Genomic DNA, 16,662 nt, shown 5'->3' on the forward strand with positions numbered 1-16,662 from the left:
GATGCTGACGCTCACCCCCAAGGGTGAGCTGATCTGCCCGGCCGATGAAATTTTCGACAGTACCGCCATCCTGGCGCAACTGTCGGAAGCCTTTGAAAATATTCAAGACAATGCCGCGCGGCGGAATGAAACCGTGCGCATCCTGCGCGATGCCCAAAAGGCTGGGCGCAAGACCATTGCGGATGCCTTCGCTAAACGCCCCTTTGACGCCAGACCTTTGACCCGGTCCTACACCTATTTGACCGACGGGTTGGTCTGCACAGCGATGCAAGTGGCCAGCACCTATCTACATCCGCTGGCAACCCCGACGCAGGGCGAAAAGATTGCGGTTCTTGCTGTTGGTGGATATGGCCGCGGCGAAATGGCCCCGGCTTCGGACGTCGATCTGCTTTTTTTGACGCCCTACAAGATCACCGCCTGGGCCGAGAGCGTCATCGAGTCCATGCTCTACATGCTTTGGGATCTACGCCTGAAGGTTGGCCATTCATCCCGAACGATCAAGGATTGCCTGCGACTGGGCACCGAGGATTTCACCATCCGCACCGCCATGCTCGAGCAACGCTATCTGGCTGGGGACGCGGCTCTTGCCGAAGAACTTGACGACCGTCTGAAAACCGAGCTGTTCAAGGGCAGCGAGCGTCAATTCATCGAGGCTAAGCTGCAGGAACGTGACGAGCGCCACCACAAGCAGGGCGAGCGTTACATGGTCGAGCCCAATGTAAAAGAGGGCAAGGGTGGGCTGCGCGATCTTCAATCACTCTACTGGATTGCAAAGTACATCTATGGCGTTCAGGACGTGGCTGAACTGGTCCCTCTCGGCCTGTTTGAACCCGAGGAATTCAGCACCTTTGTAGAGGCCGAAGAGTTTCTGTGGGCCGTGCGTTCACATCTGCATCTAGTGACCGGGCGCGCAACAGAACAGCTGACCTTCGACCTGCAGGTCGAGGTTGCCGACCGTATGGGTTATGAAGACAGGGCCGGGCGACGGGCTGTTGAAGTGTTCATGCAACGCTATTTCCGCGAGGCAACGCGCGTTGGTGAACTGACCCGGATATTCCTGACCAAACTCGAAGCGTCACACGTGAAAGGTGCCGCCCTACTGGAACGCATCTTTAGGCGTCGACCGCGTGTCAAAGCAGGGTACAAGGTCGTTCACGGTCGCTTGGATGTAGCGGACGCCAAGAAGTTTCTGTCCGACAAGCTGAACCTTCTGCGTCTATTCGAGGAAGGTCTTCGCACTGGCATGCTGATCCACCCGGATGCGATGCGGCTGGTAACAGCCAACCTAAGCCTCATCGACGACGACATGCGCCAAAACAAAGAGGCGCAGCGCATTTTTCTGGACCTCATGCTGAAACACGGCAACCCGGAACGCGCCCTGCGCCGCATGAACGAATTGGGAGTATTGTCGGCGTTTTTGCCAGAGTTCGAACACATCGTGGCGATGATGCAGTTCAACATGTATCACAGCTATACAGTGGACGAGCACACGATCCAGACCATCGTCAACCTGGCCCAGATTGAACGCGGTGAATTGGTCGAGTCACTACCGCTGGCCTCATCGATCCTGAAACGCGGGGTTAATCGCAAGGTCCTCTACGTAGCGTTGCTGCTGCACGATATCGCCAAAGGGCGACCCGAGGACCATTCCATTCTGGGCGCTCAGATCGCGCGCAAGGTTGCTCCACGGTTGGGTCTGAACAAATCAGACTCTGAAACCGTGGAATGGTTGGTACGATATCATCTTTTGATGTCGGACATGGCGCAGAAACGCGACATCTCGGACCCGCGCACAGTGCGCGATTTTGCCAAGGCGGTTAAGACGGTCAAACGGTTGGATCTGCTCACGGTTCTGACCGTGTGTGACATTCGCGGCGTTGGGCCCAACACCTGGAACAACTGGAAGGCCACCCTGCTGCGCGCCTTGCACGCTGAAACCAAACGGGCGCTTGAAACCGGTATGGAAGACCTGAACCGGGCCAACCGTGGCGCCGAAGCCAAAAAGGCGCTGCGTTCGGCGCTTGACGATTGGTCGAAGGCTGACCTGAAGGCCGAAACAGGACGACACTATGCGCCCTATTGGCAGGGCCTGAACCTGTCTACACATATTGAGTTCGCGAAAATGCTACGCGCTCTGGAACACAGCGGCGACCCCGGCGCGATGGAAATTCACCTGCATCCGGATGACGATCGCGACGCCACCCGCGCGTGTTTTGCCATGGCAGACCATCCGGGGATTTTCGCCCGCATCGCCGGGGCGCTTGCGTTGGTTGGGGCCAACGTGGTCGACGCCCGTAGCTATACCACCAAGGACGGGTACGTCACCGATGCGTTCTGGATTCAGGATGCCGAGGGCCACCCTTTTGAGGCCAGCCGATTACCGCGACTGACACAGATGATCCAAAAGACGCTCAAGGGCGAAGTCGTGGCGCGTGACGCTCTGAAATCGCGCGACAAGATCAAGAAACGCGAACGCGCCTTCAATGTGCCGACCCATATCATCTTCGATAATGACGGGTCCGAGATCTACACCATCATCGAGGTTGATACCCGCGACCGCCCGGGCCTGTTGTATGACCTGACCAGAACGCTGGCGGCGGCCAATGTCTATATCGCCAACGCCGTGATCGCGACCTATGGCGAACAGGTTGTCGATACGTTTTACGTCAAGGACATGTTCGGCCTGAAATACCATTCCGAAAGCAAACAACGCGGTCTTGAGACCAAGCTACGCAAAGCCATCACTGAAGGTGCGGAGCGCGCGATCTCATGAAACAAATCCGGTTGTTTTCAGGCCTGTTCACGGTCGGATTCTGGACTCTGGCCAGTCGAATTTTGGGATTTCTCCGAGAGATTCTGCTAACCGCCTATATCGGGCCCGGTCCGGTGATGGATGCCTTTGTTGCCGCTTTCCGCCTGCCCAACATGTTTCGCCGTTTCTTTGCCGAAGGTGCCTTCAACGCCGCCTTTGTGCCAATGTTCTCGAAACGACTGGAGGGCGAAGAAGACGCCGAAGGGTTTGCTCAGGATGCCTTCAACCTGCTGGCGGCGGCTGTTTTGGCACTAGTTGGATTGGCGATGGTATTCATGCCTGGACTTGTTTGGCTGACCGCCGAAGGGTTCTATGGCGATGAACGCTTCGACATGGCTGTCGACAACGGTTACGTCGTTTTTCCCTATATCCTGTTCATGTCGCTGGCCGCGCTGTTTTCCGGCGTTCTAAATGCCACTGGTCGGTTTGCCGCTGCCGCTGCCGCGCCTGTCTTACTCAATATCTTTGCCTGTACTGCTTTGATCGCAGGCGCGCTGTCTGGCGGCGACGTAATCTGGTGGCTGATCACGGTCATTCCGCTGGCAGGGGTCGCGCAACTGGCGCTGGTTTGGGTGGCGACAGAACGTGCAGGTATTCGCATCCGTCCCGGCCTGCCCAAGCTCAGCCCGGAAATGCGACGCATGGTTCGCATTGCAGTGCCCGCCGCTTTGGCAATGGGCGTTACGCAGGTCAATCTGGTGGTTGGCCAGTTGGTCGCGTCCAAAACCGAAAAGGCTGTCAGTTGGCTATTCGCAGCGGATCGGCTGTATCAATTGCCATTGGGCGTGGTCGGTATTGCGGTGGGGATCGTCCTGCTCCCAGATCTGTCCCGCCGCTTACGGGCCGGGGACAAGGGCGGGGCGCGCAATGCCTATTCCCGCGCCGGAGAGTTCACACTGCTGCTGACCCTGCCGTCCACGGTTGCCTTTCTGATCATTCCAATACCTCTGGTGTCGGTCCTGTTCGAACGAGGCCAATTCAGCCCGGAGGACACGGCAGCCACTGCCTTGGCCGTAGCTATCTATGGCGTCGGCCTGCCCGCTTTCATGCTGCAAAAGCTGCTGCAGCCCTTGTTCTTCGCGCGCGAAGACACCCGCTCTCCGTTTCGCTATGCCGTAGTTGCGATGGTGATCAATGCCGGGCTGGCCTTTGGTCTTTACCCATTGGTGGGGTGGATCGCACCGGCGATCGCGGCTTCGGCTGCCGGTTGGGCGATGGTTGCCTTGTTGGCGATTGGAGCGCGCCGTTTCGGCGATGAAGCACGGTTTGACGACCGGTTCAAACGACGTGCCTGGCGCGTCGTCGCGGCATCGCTGGGTATGGGCGTTGTGCTTTTCGCCGCCCTTCATATTTTTGGCTGGACCTTCCAAGTACCCGGATGGCGTTATCTGGCGCTGCTTGTCCTGATCATAGTTGCAGCTGCCGCCTACTTCTTACTCGGTCACCTCTTCAAAGCGTTCGAGCTGTCCGAATTCAGAAAAGCGCTGCGTCGGTCCTGATCAGTCGCGGCGAATACGTCCCACGATCCGTGACCATCCGCCGGGTGCCAGAAAAAACGACAGGCCAAAACCGGTGGCAAACCCGCCCAGATCGGCAACCCAATCGGACGTGCCGCCAAACAAAAGTCCGAACACCAGCTGGATGCCCATCAAAACCGCGATCAGGCTGAAGGCCCGGGATTGGTTTTCACCGACCAGTGACAACTTGCGCCACAGCAGCCAAGTGAACGCGCCGATCAGACCGTAAACCGGTGGGAACCCTCCGACCAGCGGATAGGCGGGATTCAGCAACAAACCATAGGCCAACGCGCCACCGATACCGGATAAAACGAAAATGATCAGCATCTGAAAACCGCCGAAAACTTCGGCCACCATTTTGCCCATGGCCAGAACGAAGACGCTGACAAAAACCGCCTGGGTGAAACTGCCCGACACGAACGGATAGGTCACGAAACGGATCACATGTTCAAACGGCCAACGGCCATTCTCGATCATCCAGTGAAAGATATCCGGGGAAAAGGTGTAACTCTGCAGGGCATCCAACCGCCAACCTACCGCTGATGGACCACCTACAAGACCGCGTGCACCCAGCGTAAACGCCAATTCGATCCCCATGATGAACAGGACCAACGCCACCACAACGGGCGGCAGAGGGTTTACTGCGGGTGTATAATGCTCACTGCTCATTGGGCTGGCCTTTCGCGGCTGTTGACGTCCCTTGACCTCATGGGTAAGCGACGGGGGCTGATTTTTCCAGACGGGAGTTCCCTTCGATGACCGAAACCAAGTTCACGCCGCGCGTGTTTTCCGGCATCCAGCCTTCGGGAAACCTGCACCTTGGCAACTACCTGGGTGCACTCAAGCGTTTTGTGGATATGCAGGGCGAAGATTTCGAGACCATTTATTGCATGGTCGACCTGCACGCGATCACCGTCTGGCAAGACCCTGCCCGTCTGCGCGAAAAGACCCGCGAGGTTTGCGCCGGTTTCATCGCCGCCGGTCTGGACCCTGAAAAGTCCATCCTGTTCAACCAAAGCCAGGTGGCCGAGCACACGCAGCTGGCGTGGATCTTCAATTGTATCGCCCGGATGGGCTGGATGCAGCGGATGACGCAGTTCAAGGACAAGGCGGGCAAGAATGCTCAGAACGCCTCGCTGGGTTTGTTTGCTTACCCGGCACTGATGGCAGCGGACATCCTGACCTACCATGCGACACATGTGCCGGTGGGCGAGGACCAGAAACAGCATCTGGAGCTGACTCGCGACATCGCGATCAAGTTCAACCATGATTATGGCGTGGATTTCTTTCCGGTGACCGAGCCTGTAATCGGTGGACCCGCGCCGCGCGTGATGAACCTGCGGGACGGCTCGCGGAAGATGTCGTCTTCGGACCCGTCCGATATGACCCGGATCAACATGACGGACGATGCCGTCGAGATCGCCAAGAAGATCCGCAAGGCCAAGACCGACCCGGATGCCCTGCCTTCAGAAGCCGACGGTCTGTCCGAACGCCCCGAGGCCCGCAATCTGGTCAACATCTACGCCGCGCTCAGCGATCAAACGGCGGAACAGGTTCTGGCCGAAGTCGGCGGCAAGCAATTCGGTGAATTCAAACCGATGCTGGCCGAGCTGGCGGTCGCCAAACTGTCGCCGATCTCAACCGAAATGGCGCGTCTGATGGGTGAAGAGGCCGAGATTGACCGGATTCTCGCACGCGGCGCGGAAAGGGCGCGGGCGATAGCGGCCCCGATCCTGCAACAGACCTACGACATCGTGGGTATGGTTGGCGCAAAACAAGGCTGATTGCGCTGGACCTTCCTGTGACGCCTTCCTAGGTTGCCCCAAGGGCAAAGGAGGGCGTCATGGCAGTCGGCAAAAATATCCGCACCTATTTTGATGGTCAGTGGCACAACGGGGACGCCCCGATCATGCGTGCGGCAGACCATGGCGCTTGGCTGGGGTCTTCGGTCTTTGACGGCGCGCGTTTCTTCGACGGGCTGACCCCGGATCTGGTGGCCCATTGCGAACGGGTCAACCGCTCAGCCGAGGCGCTTTTGCTGACCCCAACAGTGACGACCGAACAGATGGTCGAAATCGTCCGCGAAGGGCTGGATGGCTATGCCAAAGGTTCCGCCGTCTATATTCGGCCGATGTATTGGGGCATCGACGGGGACGCCACGGCCATTGTGCCTCAGCAGGACAGCACCGGATTTGCCATCTGTCTGGAAGAAATACCAATGGCACCGGAAACAGCTTCGGTCACGCTGACCACCACGCGGTTCCGCCGACCGGTTCTGGAATCAGCCGTTGTGAATGCCAAAGCCGGATGCCTGTATCCCAACAACGCCCGAATGCTGAAAGAGGCCAAGTCCAAGGGGTTCTCGAACGCGCTGGTAGCGGATGCCTTGGGTCATGTGGCGGAAACCGCCACCGCAAACATCTTCATGGTCCGGGACGGCGAGGTATTCACACCTACGCCCAATGGAACTTTTCTGGCCGGAATCACCCGAGCGCGACATATCAAAAACCTGCGCGCTGACGGCGTGACGGTCCACGAATCTGTTCTCAGCTTTGAAGATTTTCACAAGGCGGATGAGGTGTTTATGACCGGTAACATGAACAAGATAACGCCGGTCACCGCATTAGAAGACACCCAATATCAGGTCGGACCGATTGCACGTCGCGCGCGCGAGCTTTATTGGGACTGGGCGGCAAGCACTCGGTAGTCATACGCCGTGTTGCCAGCCCGCATTTGGTCGGGCATGATCCCCCTAAATACACGAGGACACCCATGCGTAAATTTCTAGTCATTCTGGATGACAGCCGTGAATGCCTTAACGCGATGCGTTTCGCTGCAATGCGTGCAGCCCATACCGGTGGAGGGGTAACGATCCTGTCCGTCATCCCACCCGATGAGTTCAATCACTGGATCGGTGTTGCCGAAACCATGCGCGAAGAGGCACGCGAACGCATTCATGCGCATTACGAAGTTTTCGCCAAATGGATGCGCGACAAACAAGGGATCGATCCCGAGCTGTCCATTCGCGAAGGCGACCCTGTCCCTCAGATCATCGAACATGTCCAGTCAGACCCGAACATCGGCGTTCTGGTCCTGGGGGCTGGCATCGAAAAGAAAGGGCCTGGCCCTTTGGTAACGCAGCTGACTAAAAACTCGGGCAGCTTGCCGATTCCGATCACAATTGTGCCCGGCGACCTTAGCAAGGAAAAGCTGGAAGCCATCACCTGAGGCTACCCTATGCAACGCCGCATCCAGTTCTGGTTCGAATTCGCATCGACCTATTCCTACCTCAGCGCCATGCGAATCGAGCAGGCTGCGGCACAGCACGACGTCGTCGTAGAATGGCATCCCTTTCTTCTGGGGCCCATTTTCGCGACGCAGGGCTGGAACAATTCCCCGTTCAACATCTACCCGGCCAAAGGGCGCTATATGTGGCGCGATATGGAGCGTTTGACGTCGCAGCGCGGCCTGCCCTTCCGGCAGCCGGACCCGTTTCCGCAAAACGGCCTGAAGGCTGCGCGCCTCACGCTGTCTATTGAAGATCAGTCCCACAGGGCGCGTTTCGTTCGGGCGGTCTATACAGCGGAATTTGCACGGGGTCAGAACGTGTCGGACGATGCGGTTCTGGTTGATTGCCTGAAATCCACCGGTTTGCCTGACGACCTTTTGGACAGAACCCAAGACCCCGAGATCAAGTCAGATCTGATCGAGCAGACCAAAACCGCTCAGGCCAAGGGGCTGTTTGGCGCGCCGAGTTTTCTGGTCGGTGACGAACTATACTGGGGTGACGATCGGTTGGATGATGCAATCCGGTTGGCGGCCAACATTTAGAATCGTTCCAAATCTTGACTTATCCGGCTCGGACCCGCATATCAGAGGCAACTGAAACGGAGCCGTGACATGTTCATCCAGACCGAATCCACGCCGAACCCTGCAACCTTGAAGTTTCTGCCCGGCCAGACCGTGCTAGAAGCGGGCACTGCGGATTTCCCATCGGCTGAAGCCGGTGAAAAATCACCTTTGGCAAAACGGATTTTTGCGGTTAGCGGAGTAACGGGTGTATTCCTCGGCAATGACTTCGTGACCGTCACCAAGTCTGATGACGTCCAATGGGATCACATCAAACCCGCGATTCTGGGTGCGGTGATGGAGCATTATCAATCCGGCCAACCGGTCATCGGAGCTGGTGAAACAGCCGCATCGGGCCATGCAGAGCACACCGGCGAAGATGCCGAAGTTGTTAATCAAATCAAAGACTTACTTGATAGCCGTGTCCGTCCGGCGGTTGCGCAGGATGGTGGCGACATCACGTTCCACGGGTTTGACCGGGGCGTTGTCTACCTGCACATGCAGGGTGCTTGCGCGGGTTGCCCGTCTTCGACCCTGACGTTGAAGATGGGTATCGAAAACCTGCTGCGCCACTACATCCCCGAAGTGACTGAGGTTCGCCCTGTTGCCGTCTGACCCCATTATTTTGGCGTTTGATACATCGGCCGCGCATTGCGCGGCCGCTTTGTTGTGCGGCAACCGGATCGTGACTTCGCGCATCGAAGCCATGTCACGCGGTCAAGCCGAACGTCTGATGCCGTTGCTGGAAGAAGTTCTGGCAGATGCCGGATATGGGTGGAAAGACCTGTCCGCGATCGGTGTCGGCGTTGGACCCGGAAACTTTACCGGCATCCGAATCTCGGTTTCTGCGGCGCGGGGCCTAGCCTTAGGGCTTGGCGTTCCAGCGGTAGGCGTGTCAGGGTTCGACGCATTGGCCGAAATGTCTATGGACGCCCTGCCCGCGATCCGCGCCCCACGTGATCAGGTTTACGTGGCGTTGCCGGACCAAAGTCCGATGCTTATGCCTCAAATTGAGGCAGAATCACTTGGCCCCCTGATCCTGAATGACGACCCGGATGCGCAAATCCGTGCAATTGCCCGGATCGCCGGGCAAAAGTGGCAGACCAACACCGCGCAGCCAGCTCCACTCTATGTTCGGCCTGCGGATGCGGCCCCTTCCAAAGACACCCCCCCGGTTTTGCTGGACTGATGACTCCCGAGGATCTTGCCAGAACACACGCGGCGGCATTTACCCGGTCACGGTCGTGGGCTGCGGTCGAATTCTCGGATCTTCTGAACAGTCGATTCATCCATACCGTTGGAAATAATCAATCTTTCGCGCTGTTCCAGGTGATCGGCGATGAGGCGGAATTGCTGACGATCGCCACGCATCCGGACGTTCAGCGACAGGGCTTAGCCCGAAATTGCATGCATGAATGGCACACGAAAGCAAAGGCTTTGGGGGCAACGCGCGCTGTTCTGGACGTCGCTGCAGATAACTTGCCGGCCATCGCGCTGTATGAACACAGCGGTTATCGCGCCTGTGGAGTGCGCAAGGGGTACTACCTGCGCGAAAACAATCAGAAAATCGACGCTATCGTGATGGAATCCGCGCTGGATTGACCGTCACAGATAAAATTTTTCGACCAAATGGTCAAAAATCTGTTGACCACGGTGGTTGCAAACGTCCTTAATTCCCGCCATCACAACAGTTATGCTCGCTCACAGTGGGTGAACGGGGCTATCTTCGCCCCGACCGATAATAACAAACGGGAGTATAAAATGACCCTGATGAAATCCTTGATGGGTGCCACCGCCGCAGTCGCACTTACGGCTGGCGCTGCGCTGGCAGATCCTGCCCTGATCTTTGATCTTGGTGGCAAGTTTGACAAATCCTTCAACGAAGCCGCCCACAATGGCGCATCGCGTTGGGCCGAAGAAACAGGCGGCTCGTATAACGAGATCGAGATCCAGTCCGAAGCACAGCGCGAGCAAGCTCTGCGCCGTTTCGCTGAATCCGGCTCGAACCCGATCATCACGATGGGTTTTGGCATGGCTGATCCGCTGTCCGCCGTGGCCGCCGATTACCCAGACACCAAATTCGTTGCGGTTGACGTCAACTGGCTGGACATCCCCAACATCCGCCAAATCGGTTTTGCCGAACATGAAGGGTCATATCTGGTTGGCATGATGGCCGCGATGGCATCGGAATCCGGCACCGTCGGCTTTATCGGTGGCATGGATATCCCGCTGATCCGCCACTTTGGCTGCGGTTATGCGCAGGGTGCCAAGGCTGTAAACCCTGACATCACTGTTGTTGCCAACATGACCGGTACCACCCCGGCAGCATGGAACGACCCGGTGAAGGGTTCGGAACTGACCAAAGCACAAATCAGCCAGGGCGCTGATGTGATCTATGCGGCCGCTGGCGGCACCGGTGTTGGCGTATTGCAGACCGCGGCAGACGAAGGCATCCTGTCGATCGGCGTGGACAGCAACCAGAACCACCTGCACCCGGGTAAGGTTCTGACCTCGATGCTGAAACGCGTTGATGTTGCTGTTTATGACGCGATGTCTGCGGGCGAAGACCTGGAAACCGGCGTATTCCAGATGGGTCTGGCCGAAGAAGGTGTTGGCGTCGCCATGGATGACAACAACGCACCTCTGGTCTCGGACGAGATGAAAGGCGCAGTCGACAAAGCGCGTCAGGACATCATCGACGGTAACGTTTCTGTTGTCAGCTATTATGAGAACGACAGCTGCCCGGCACTGCAGTTCTGATATCGCGCAAGGCGGGGGTACAACCTCCGCCTTGCCCTCGACTCTGCCGCGTATGACACCGCGGCCCTTTCGGCAATTGAGGACAAGACATGACCGTCCCCGCCATTGAGCTCAAAGGGATATCCAAAGCCTTTGGGCCGGTTCAGGCCAATAAAGACATTTCCATCAGCGTCGCCCCCGGTACGATCCATGGGATCATCGGTGAAAACGGTGCGGGCAAATCCACGCTGATGAGCATCCTCTACGGCTTTTACAAAGCCGACAAAGGTGAAATCTGGATTAACGGCAACAAGACCGACATCCCTGACAGCCAGGCGGCCATTGCTGCCGGGATCGGGATGGTGTTCCAGCATTTCAAACTGGTTGAGAATTTCACCGTTCTGGAAAACATCGTTCTCGGTGCCGAGGACGGCGGGCTGCTGGCCCCGTCCCTGTCCAAAGCGCGCAAAGAACTGAAAGCGCTGGAAGAGGAATACGAGCTGTTCGTCGATCCCGACAAGCGCATCGACGAGATTGGCGTCGGAATGCAGCAAAGGGTCGAGATCCTGAAAGCCCTGTATCGCAAGGCCGAAATTCTGATTCTGGACGAACCCACCGGGGTTCTGACCCCGTCCGAGGCTGACCAGCTTTTCCGCATCCTTGACCGCCTGCGGGCCGAAGGGAAGACGATCATCGTGATCACGCACAAGCTGCGCGAAATCATGGAAAACACCGATACGGTTTCGGTCATGCGGCGCGGTCAGATGACGGCGACGGTGAAAACAGCCGACACCAGCCCCGAGGAACTGGCCGAGCTGATGGTGGGCCGCAAGGTGCTGCTGCAGGTCGACAAAGTACCTGCGCAACCCGGCAAGCCCGTTTTGGAAATTGAAAAGCTCAGCGTTTTCGATTCGGCCGGGGTCGAACGGGTCAAGGGTATCGACCTGACCGTTCGGGCCGGTGAAATCGTCGGTATCGCTGGCGTGGCCGGAAATGGCCAATCGGAGCTTCTGGAAGTTCTGGGCGGCATGCGTCCGGGTCAGGGTTCGATCAAACTGAACGGTGCCCCGCTGGCGCTTAGCGGTCCGGGATCGGACGGTCAGGCCCGTCGCGCCCAGCATATTGCGCATGTTCCGGAAGACCGTCAGCGCGAAGGTCTTGTGATGGACTTCCACGCTTGGGAAAACGTGGCCTTTGGCTATCACCGTGATCCTGCCTATCAGAGCGGGATTTTCATGAACAACGCCGCCCTGCGCGCCGATACCGAGCGCAAGATCGAGAAATTCGACGTCCGGCCACCTGATGCGTGGCTTACAGCCAAGAGCTTCTCGGGCGGGAACCAACAAAAGATTGTTGTCGCGCGCGAAATTGAACGGAACCCGGATCTTCTATTGGTGGGGCAACCAACCCGCGGCGTCGACATCGGCGCGATCGAGTTCATTCACAAGCAGATCGTCGCGCTGCGTGATCAAGGTAAAGCAATCCTGCTCGTCTCGGTCGAGTTGGAAGAAATCTTCTCGCTATCGGATCGCATCGCTGTGATGTTTGACGGACATGTCATGGGCGAAAGACTGCCCCATGAAACAGATGAAAAAGAACTTGGCCTGTTGATGGCCGGTGTTGCGGGAGAGGCCGCGTAACATGGAAAAGATGCCCAAATGGGCCGATGTGGTGCTGATCCCGCTGATCAGTCTGATATTGGCCGCAATCTTGTCCGCCTTGGTCATTCTGGCCATCGGTGAAAACCCGATCGAAGCGGTGAAACTGATGGTGACCGGTGCGCTCGGGTCGACCTACGGTTGGGGGTATACGCTGTATTATGCCACCAACTTTATGTTCACCGGGTTGGCTGTGGCTGTCGCCTTCCACGCCAGACTGTTCAACATCGGGGGCGAAGGCCAGGCCATGCTAGGCGGGCTTGGCGTTGCCATGGTATGCCTTTACATCCCATGGCCGCATTGGAGCATCGCGCTGTTGGCGGCCTGCGCAGGTTCGATGCTGTTTGGCGCCGCATGGGCCGCCATTCCGGCCTATCTACAGGCCAAGCGCGGCAGCCACATCGTGATCACTACGATCATGTTCAACTTTATTGCGGCGGCATTCTTGAACTACGTGTTGGTCAATCTTATGCGACCACCGGGCGCGCAAGACCCCTCGTCTGCGCGTTTCCCCGAGGCCGTTCACCTACCCACTTTTCAGTCGATGTTCTCAACCGCCGAAAACGTGGTGTTCAAAGGGACCCCTGTTAATATCACCTTCTTCATCGCGGTATTGGCCTGTTTTGTCGTCTGGGCACTGATCTGGCGGACAAGGTTGGGCTATGAAATCCGGTCCTACGGCAAGACCGAAACCGGCGCTGTCTATGCAGGCATTTCGCCGGTGCGGATCACGATCATTGCGATGCTGATTTCGGGCGCGTTGGCGGGGCTGATGGCCATCAACAACGTGATGGGCGAGGCCGAACGCCTGGTTTTGAACGCAACTGAAGGCGCAGGTTTCATCGGCATCGCTGTGGCCCTGATGGGCCGGTCGCACCCGTTTGGTGTATTCCTAGCGGCGATCCTGTTCGGGTTTCTCTATCAGGGCGGTGCAGAATTGGCTTTCTGGACGTCGATCCCGCGCGAACTGATCGTTGTCATTCAGGCCCTGGTGATCCTGTTCACCGGAGCATTGGACAACATGGTCCGGATGCCGCTTGAAAAGCTGTTCCTGAGCCTGCGGAAGGGAGCGCAGTGATGGAGTTCTTCATTACCTTCATCCAGGTCCTGGATTCGACCATCCGTCTGGCCACACCGCTATTGCTGGCTTGTCTGGCTGGGCTCTATTCCGAACGTGCAGGCATTTTCGACATCGGTCTGGAAGGCAAGATGCTGATGGCCGCCTTCTTCTCGGCAGCCGTCGCGGCTGTGACCGGGTCGGTCTGGTTGGGCCTGCTGGCGGGGATCGCCTCTTCTCTTGTTCTTTCCGGACTTCACGGTTTGGCCTCGATCACCTTCCGGGGCAACCAGTTGATATCCGGGGTCGCAATCAACTTTCTTGCGGCAGGTATGACGGTCCTTGTCGCGCAAAGCTGGTTCGAACAGGGCGGGCGCACGCCATCGTTGTTTGGCGGCGGCCGTTTCACACCTATCAATTTTCCCTTTGCCGAGTCGCTGAGCGGGGTGCCGATCATCGGGCCGATCTACTCCGAGCTGCTCTCGGGTCATTCAATCCTGGTCTATGTCGCGTTCCTGATGGTTCCGGCAACATGGTGGATTCTGTATCGCACACGGTTCGGCCTGCGCCTCCGCGCTGTGGGTGAAAACCCCGCTGCCGTGGACACTGCCGGTGTCTCGGTCGTTGGCTTACGCTACGCCGCTGTTGCCATCTGTGGCGTGCTGTGTGGCATCGCCGGGGCGTATCTGGCTACTGCGTTGCAGGCCGGGTTCGTCAAGGACATGACCGCGGGCCGTGGGTTCATCGCACTGGCAGCCCTGATCTTTGCAAAATGGCGGCCTTGGCATGCCATGGGAGCATGCCTTTTGTTCGGATTGCTGCAAGCCATCGCACTGCGTTTCCAGAACATCGATCTGGGCGGCGTGGTTATCCCTGTGCAGGCAATGGATGCCCTGCCCTACGTCCTCACCGTGGTCATTCTGGCTGGCTTTGTCGGCAAGGCTGTCCCGCCCCGCGCCGGTGGTGAGCCTTACGTGAAAGAGCGCTGATAAGTCCAGTTTCGGACTCAGTTCAGTCCTGTTCGCTGCAGAGCGGCATGCAGAGTTGATTTTGCATGCCGCAACCGTTCTAAAGGGGTATGCAAGTGTCTCCAAACATACCCCGCGACTCGGAAGCGGTCCGGATCGTGAATTTGGGAACGCTTGCAAACCTCAACACTGGGGAAAATCAGATCACCAGCCTTATCAGGCAGCTGGCATGACGCCCAGCGAACCGACATTCGCCATGTGGTCACGGGGCATTGCCGCCGCGCGCTGCATTAAACCTATACCACTTTGCCTTGAGGCGACCGCGGTCACCCTCTGTGACCTGCCCACCCTCATCCAGTAGCTCGATATGCAAATTTACCTTCCTATCGCCGAAGTTTCTGTAAACGCCTTCCTTCTATTGGGGCTTGGGGGGATGGTCGGCATTCTTTCGGGCATGTTCGGTGTCGGCGGCGGCTTCCTGATGACGCCCCTGCTGTTCTTTATCGGCATTCCGCCGGCCGTTGCGGTTGCAACTGAAGCCAATCAGATTGTTGCCTCTTCCTTCTCTGGGGTTCTGGCGCATTTCCGACGAAAAACCGTCGACCTGAGAATGGGGACCGTCCTATTGATGGGCGGCTTAACGGGTGCCGCGCTTGGGGTGGTGATTTTCAACTACCTCAAAAGCCTCGGGCAGGTCGATCTGCTTGTGACGTTGTGCTACGTCGTGTTCCTTGGCGTCGTGGGCGGATTGATGTTCATCGAAAGCCTGAATGCGCTCCGTAAATCCAAGAAAGGCGTGTCCGCACCCCCCAAGCGTCGCCAACGCGGCTGGGTGCATGCGATGCCGTTCAAAATGCGGTTCCGGACTTCGGGCCTATATATCTCGGTCATTCCGCCCGCGCTGGTTGGCCTGTTCGTTGGCGTTCTGTCGGCCATTATGGGCGTTGGCGGCGGGTTCATCATGGTGCCTGCGATGATCTATCTGTTGGGAATGCCCACCAAGGTTGTTGTCGGAACATCCCTGTTCCAGATCATCTTTGTCACCGCCTTTACGACCATGCTGCATGCCACCACCAACTTTACAGTTGATGTCGTTCTCGCCGTATTGCTTCTGGTTGGCGGCGTCATCGGCGCACAGATCGGCACGGTGATCGGCGCCCGCATGCCTGCCGAGCAGTTGCGCGTGTTGCTCGCAGCCCTTGTTCTTGTGGTTTGCGGAAAACTGGCGCTGGATCTGCTGCTTGAACCATCCGAGCTCTATTCGCTTGGCACCGGCGGAGGGCACTGATCATGCTGAAACGCTTGCTTGTTGCGCTGGCTCTTTGTGCCAGCCCCGCCCTGGCTGTTGATGAGGAGGTCGTTCTGGGCCTCAGCCAGGATCGCGTGGCCATCACCGCCAATTTCGACGGCTCTGAGATCCTGGTCTTTGGCGCGGTCAAACGCGAAGCTCCCATTCCGTCAGGACCACCGCTGGAAGTGATTGTCGCAGTGTCCGGTCCATCCAGTCCTGTCACCGTTCGGCGTAAAGAGCGCAAGCTTGGAATCTGGGTTAATACTGACAGTGTCCTCGTAGACGAAGCCCCCAGTTTTTATGCGGTTGCGACCAGCGCGCCCTTGAATGAGATCCTGTCGGATACCGAAGACCTGCGGTACAGCGTTTCAATCGAACGTGCCATCCGGTCTGTTGGTGCTGCGATGAACATCCGCGGCGCGCAGGAATTCGCGGACGCTGTTATTCGTATTCGCGAGCACGAAAGTCTGTATTCCATTCGCGAAGACACCGTGGCCGTTGATGAACAAACCCTGTTCCGTACCTCGATCGAAATGCCCGCGGATCTGACCGAAGGCGATTATGTGGCACGCATCTTCTTAACCCGTGGCGGTTCGGTCGTTTCGCAATTTGAGACCACCATCGACGTGCGCAAAGTGGGTTTGGAGCGGTTCTTGTACAACATGTCCCGCCAGCAACCGGTCTGGTACGGCTTGATGTCATTGGTGATCGCGATTGCGGCGGGTTGGGGTGCGTCAACCGCGTTCCGCCTATTGCGCGAGTAACTGAGCG

Annotated in this window: 16 protein-coding genes; 15 read left to right on the forward strand and 1 reads right to left on the reverse strand. The window is 57.7% G+C overall.

The window, feature by feature from the left end; genetic code table 11:
• The first annotated feature begins 1 nt into the window (after position 1).
• Entirely contained in the window at positions 2-2,773 is a 2,772-nt protein-coding gene (locus AC2FLJ_RS12525; RefSeq protein WP_496706069.1) for a [protein-PII] uridylyltransferase, read from the forward strand.
• Positions 2,770-4,311 (forward strand): murein biosynthesis integral membrane protein MurJ, encoded by a 1,542-nt coding sequence (gene murJ / locus AC2FLJ_RS12530; protein WP_496706071.1) that lies wholly within the window; start codon positions 2,770-2,772, stop codon positions 4,309-4,311. Before AC2FLJ_RS12525 ends, murJ begins: the two co-directional genes overlap by 4 nt.
• On the opposite strand, the gene AC2FLJ_RS12535 is transcribed toward murJ, so the two are convergent.
• Positions 4,312-4,998: a rhomboid family intramembrane serine protease gene (locus AC2FLJ_RS12535; RefSeq protein WP_496706073.1), complete on the reverse strand. Its 687-nt coding sequence runs from the start codon at positions 4,996-4,998 to the stop codon at positions 4,312-4,314.
• A gap of 86 nt (positions 4,999-5,084) precedes the next feature.
• Between AC2FLJ_RS12535 and trpS the strand changes: the two genes are divergently transcribed.
• The 13 genes from trpS to AC2FLJ_RS12600 all read left to right on the forward strand — a co-directional run bounded on the left by trpS (position 5,085) and on the right by AC2FLJ_RS12600 (position 16,655).
• Positions 5,085-6,113 carry a tryptophan--tRNA ligase gene (gene trpS / locus AC2FLJ_RS12540; protein ID WP_496706075.1) on the forward strand — a complete coding sequence of 343 codons (1,029 nt, stop codon included), beginning with the start codon at positions 5,085-5,087 and terminating at the stop codon, positions 6,111-6,113.
• A gap of 59 nt (positions 6,114-6,172) precedes the next feature.
• On the forward strand, positions 6,173-7,036 hold the full coding sequence (locus tag AC2FLJ_RS12545; protein ID WP_282120134.1) for a branched-chain amino acid aminotransferase: 864 nt from the start codon (positions 6,173-6,175) through the stop codon (positions 7,034-7,036).
• A gap of 65 nt (positions 7,037-7,101) precedes the next feature.
• The gene (locus AC2FLJ_RS12550; RefSeq protein WP_109312876.1) at positions 7,102-7,557 is read left to right on the forward strand and encodes a universal stress protein; all 456 of its coding nucleotides are present in this window, start codon (positions 7,102-7,104) and stop codon (positions 7,555-7,557) included.
• Positions 7,558-7,566: 9 nt separating this feature from the next.
• The gene (locus AC2FLJ_RS12555; RefSeq protein ID WP_496698798.1) at positions 7,567-8,160 is read left to right on the forward strand and encodes a 2-hydroxychromene-2-carboxylate isomerase; all 594 of its coding nucleotides are present in this window, start codon (positions 7,567-7,569) and stop codon (positions 8,158-8,160) included.
• Between the two features lie 69 nt (positions 8,161-8,229).
• Positions 8,230-8,793: a NifU family protein gene (locus tag AC2FLJ_RS12560; RefSeq protein WP_058273506.1), complete on the forward strand. Its 564-nt coding sequence runs from the start codon at positions 8,230-8,232 to the stop codon at positions 8,791-8,793.
• Complete coding sequence (gene tsaB, locus AC2FLJ_RS12565; RefSeq protein ID WP_282169789.1) at positions 8,783-9,367, forward strand: tRNA (adenosine(37)-N6)-threonylcarbamoyltransferase complex dimerization subunit type 1 TsaB; 585 nt, start codon at positions 8,783-8,785, stop codon at positions 9,365-9,367. The genes AC2FLJ_RS12560 and tsaB overlap by 11 nt, the downstream gene beginning before the upstream one ends.
• Positions 9,367-9,780 (forward strand): GNAT family N-acetyltransferase, encoded by a 414-nt coding sequence (locus AC2FLJ_RS12570; RefSeq protein WP_496698795.1) that lies wholly within the window; start codon positions 9,367-9,369, stop codon positions 9,778-9,780. Before tsaB ends, AC2FLJ_RS12570 begins: the two co-directional genes overlap by 1 nt.
• 159 nt (positions 9,781-9,939) lie before the next feature.
• Positions 9,940-10,938: a BMP family lipoprotein gene (locus AC2FLJ_RS12575; RefSeq protein WP_496698793.1), complete on the forward strand. Its 999-nt coding sequence runs from the start codon at positions 9,940-9,942 to the stop codon at positions 10,936-10,938.
• A gap of 89 nt (positions 10,939-11,027) precedes the next feature.
• Positions 11,028-12,557 (forward strand): ABC transporter ATP-binding protein, encoded by a 1,530-nt coding sequence (locus AC2FLJ_RS12580; RefSeq protein WP_058273509.1) that lies wholly within the window; start codon positions 11,028-11,030, stop codon positions 12,555-12,557.
• 1 nt (position 12,558) lies between these two features.
• Entirely contained in the window at positions 12,559-13,653 is a 1,095-nt protein-coding gene (locus AC2FLJ_RS12585; protein ID WP_108860780.1) for an ABC transporter permease, read from the forward strand.
• On the forward strand, positions 13,653-14,621 hold the full coding sequence (locus AC2FLJ_RS12590) for an ABC transporter permease (protein WP_058278769.1): 969 nt from the start codon (positions 13,653-13,655) through the stop codon (positions 14,619-14,621). The genes AC2FLJ_RS12585 and AC2FLJ_RS12590 overlap by 1 nt, the downstream gene beginning before the upstream one ends.
• A 346-nt stretch (positions 14,622-14,967) precedes the next feature.
• Complete coding sequence (locus AC2FLJ_RS12595) at positions 14,968-15,888, forward strand: sulfite exporter TauE/SafE family protein (RefSeq protein ID WP_058273512.1); 921 nt, start codon at positions 14,968-14,970, stop codon at positions 15,886-15,888.
• Between the two features lie 2 nt (positions 15,889-15,890).
• On the forward strand, positions 15,891-16,655 hold the full coding sequence (locus AC2FLJ_RS12600) for a TIGR02186 family protein (RefSeq protein WP_282120127.1): 765 nt from the start codon (positions 15,891-15,893) through the stop codon (positions 16,653-16,655).
• Positions 16,656-16,662: the final 7 nt, after the last annotated feature.

Source organism: Ruegeria sp. CDSA034, assembly GCF_059612275.1.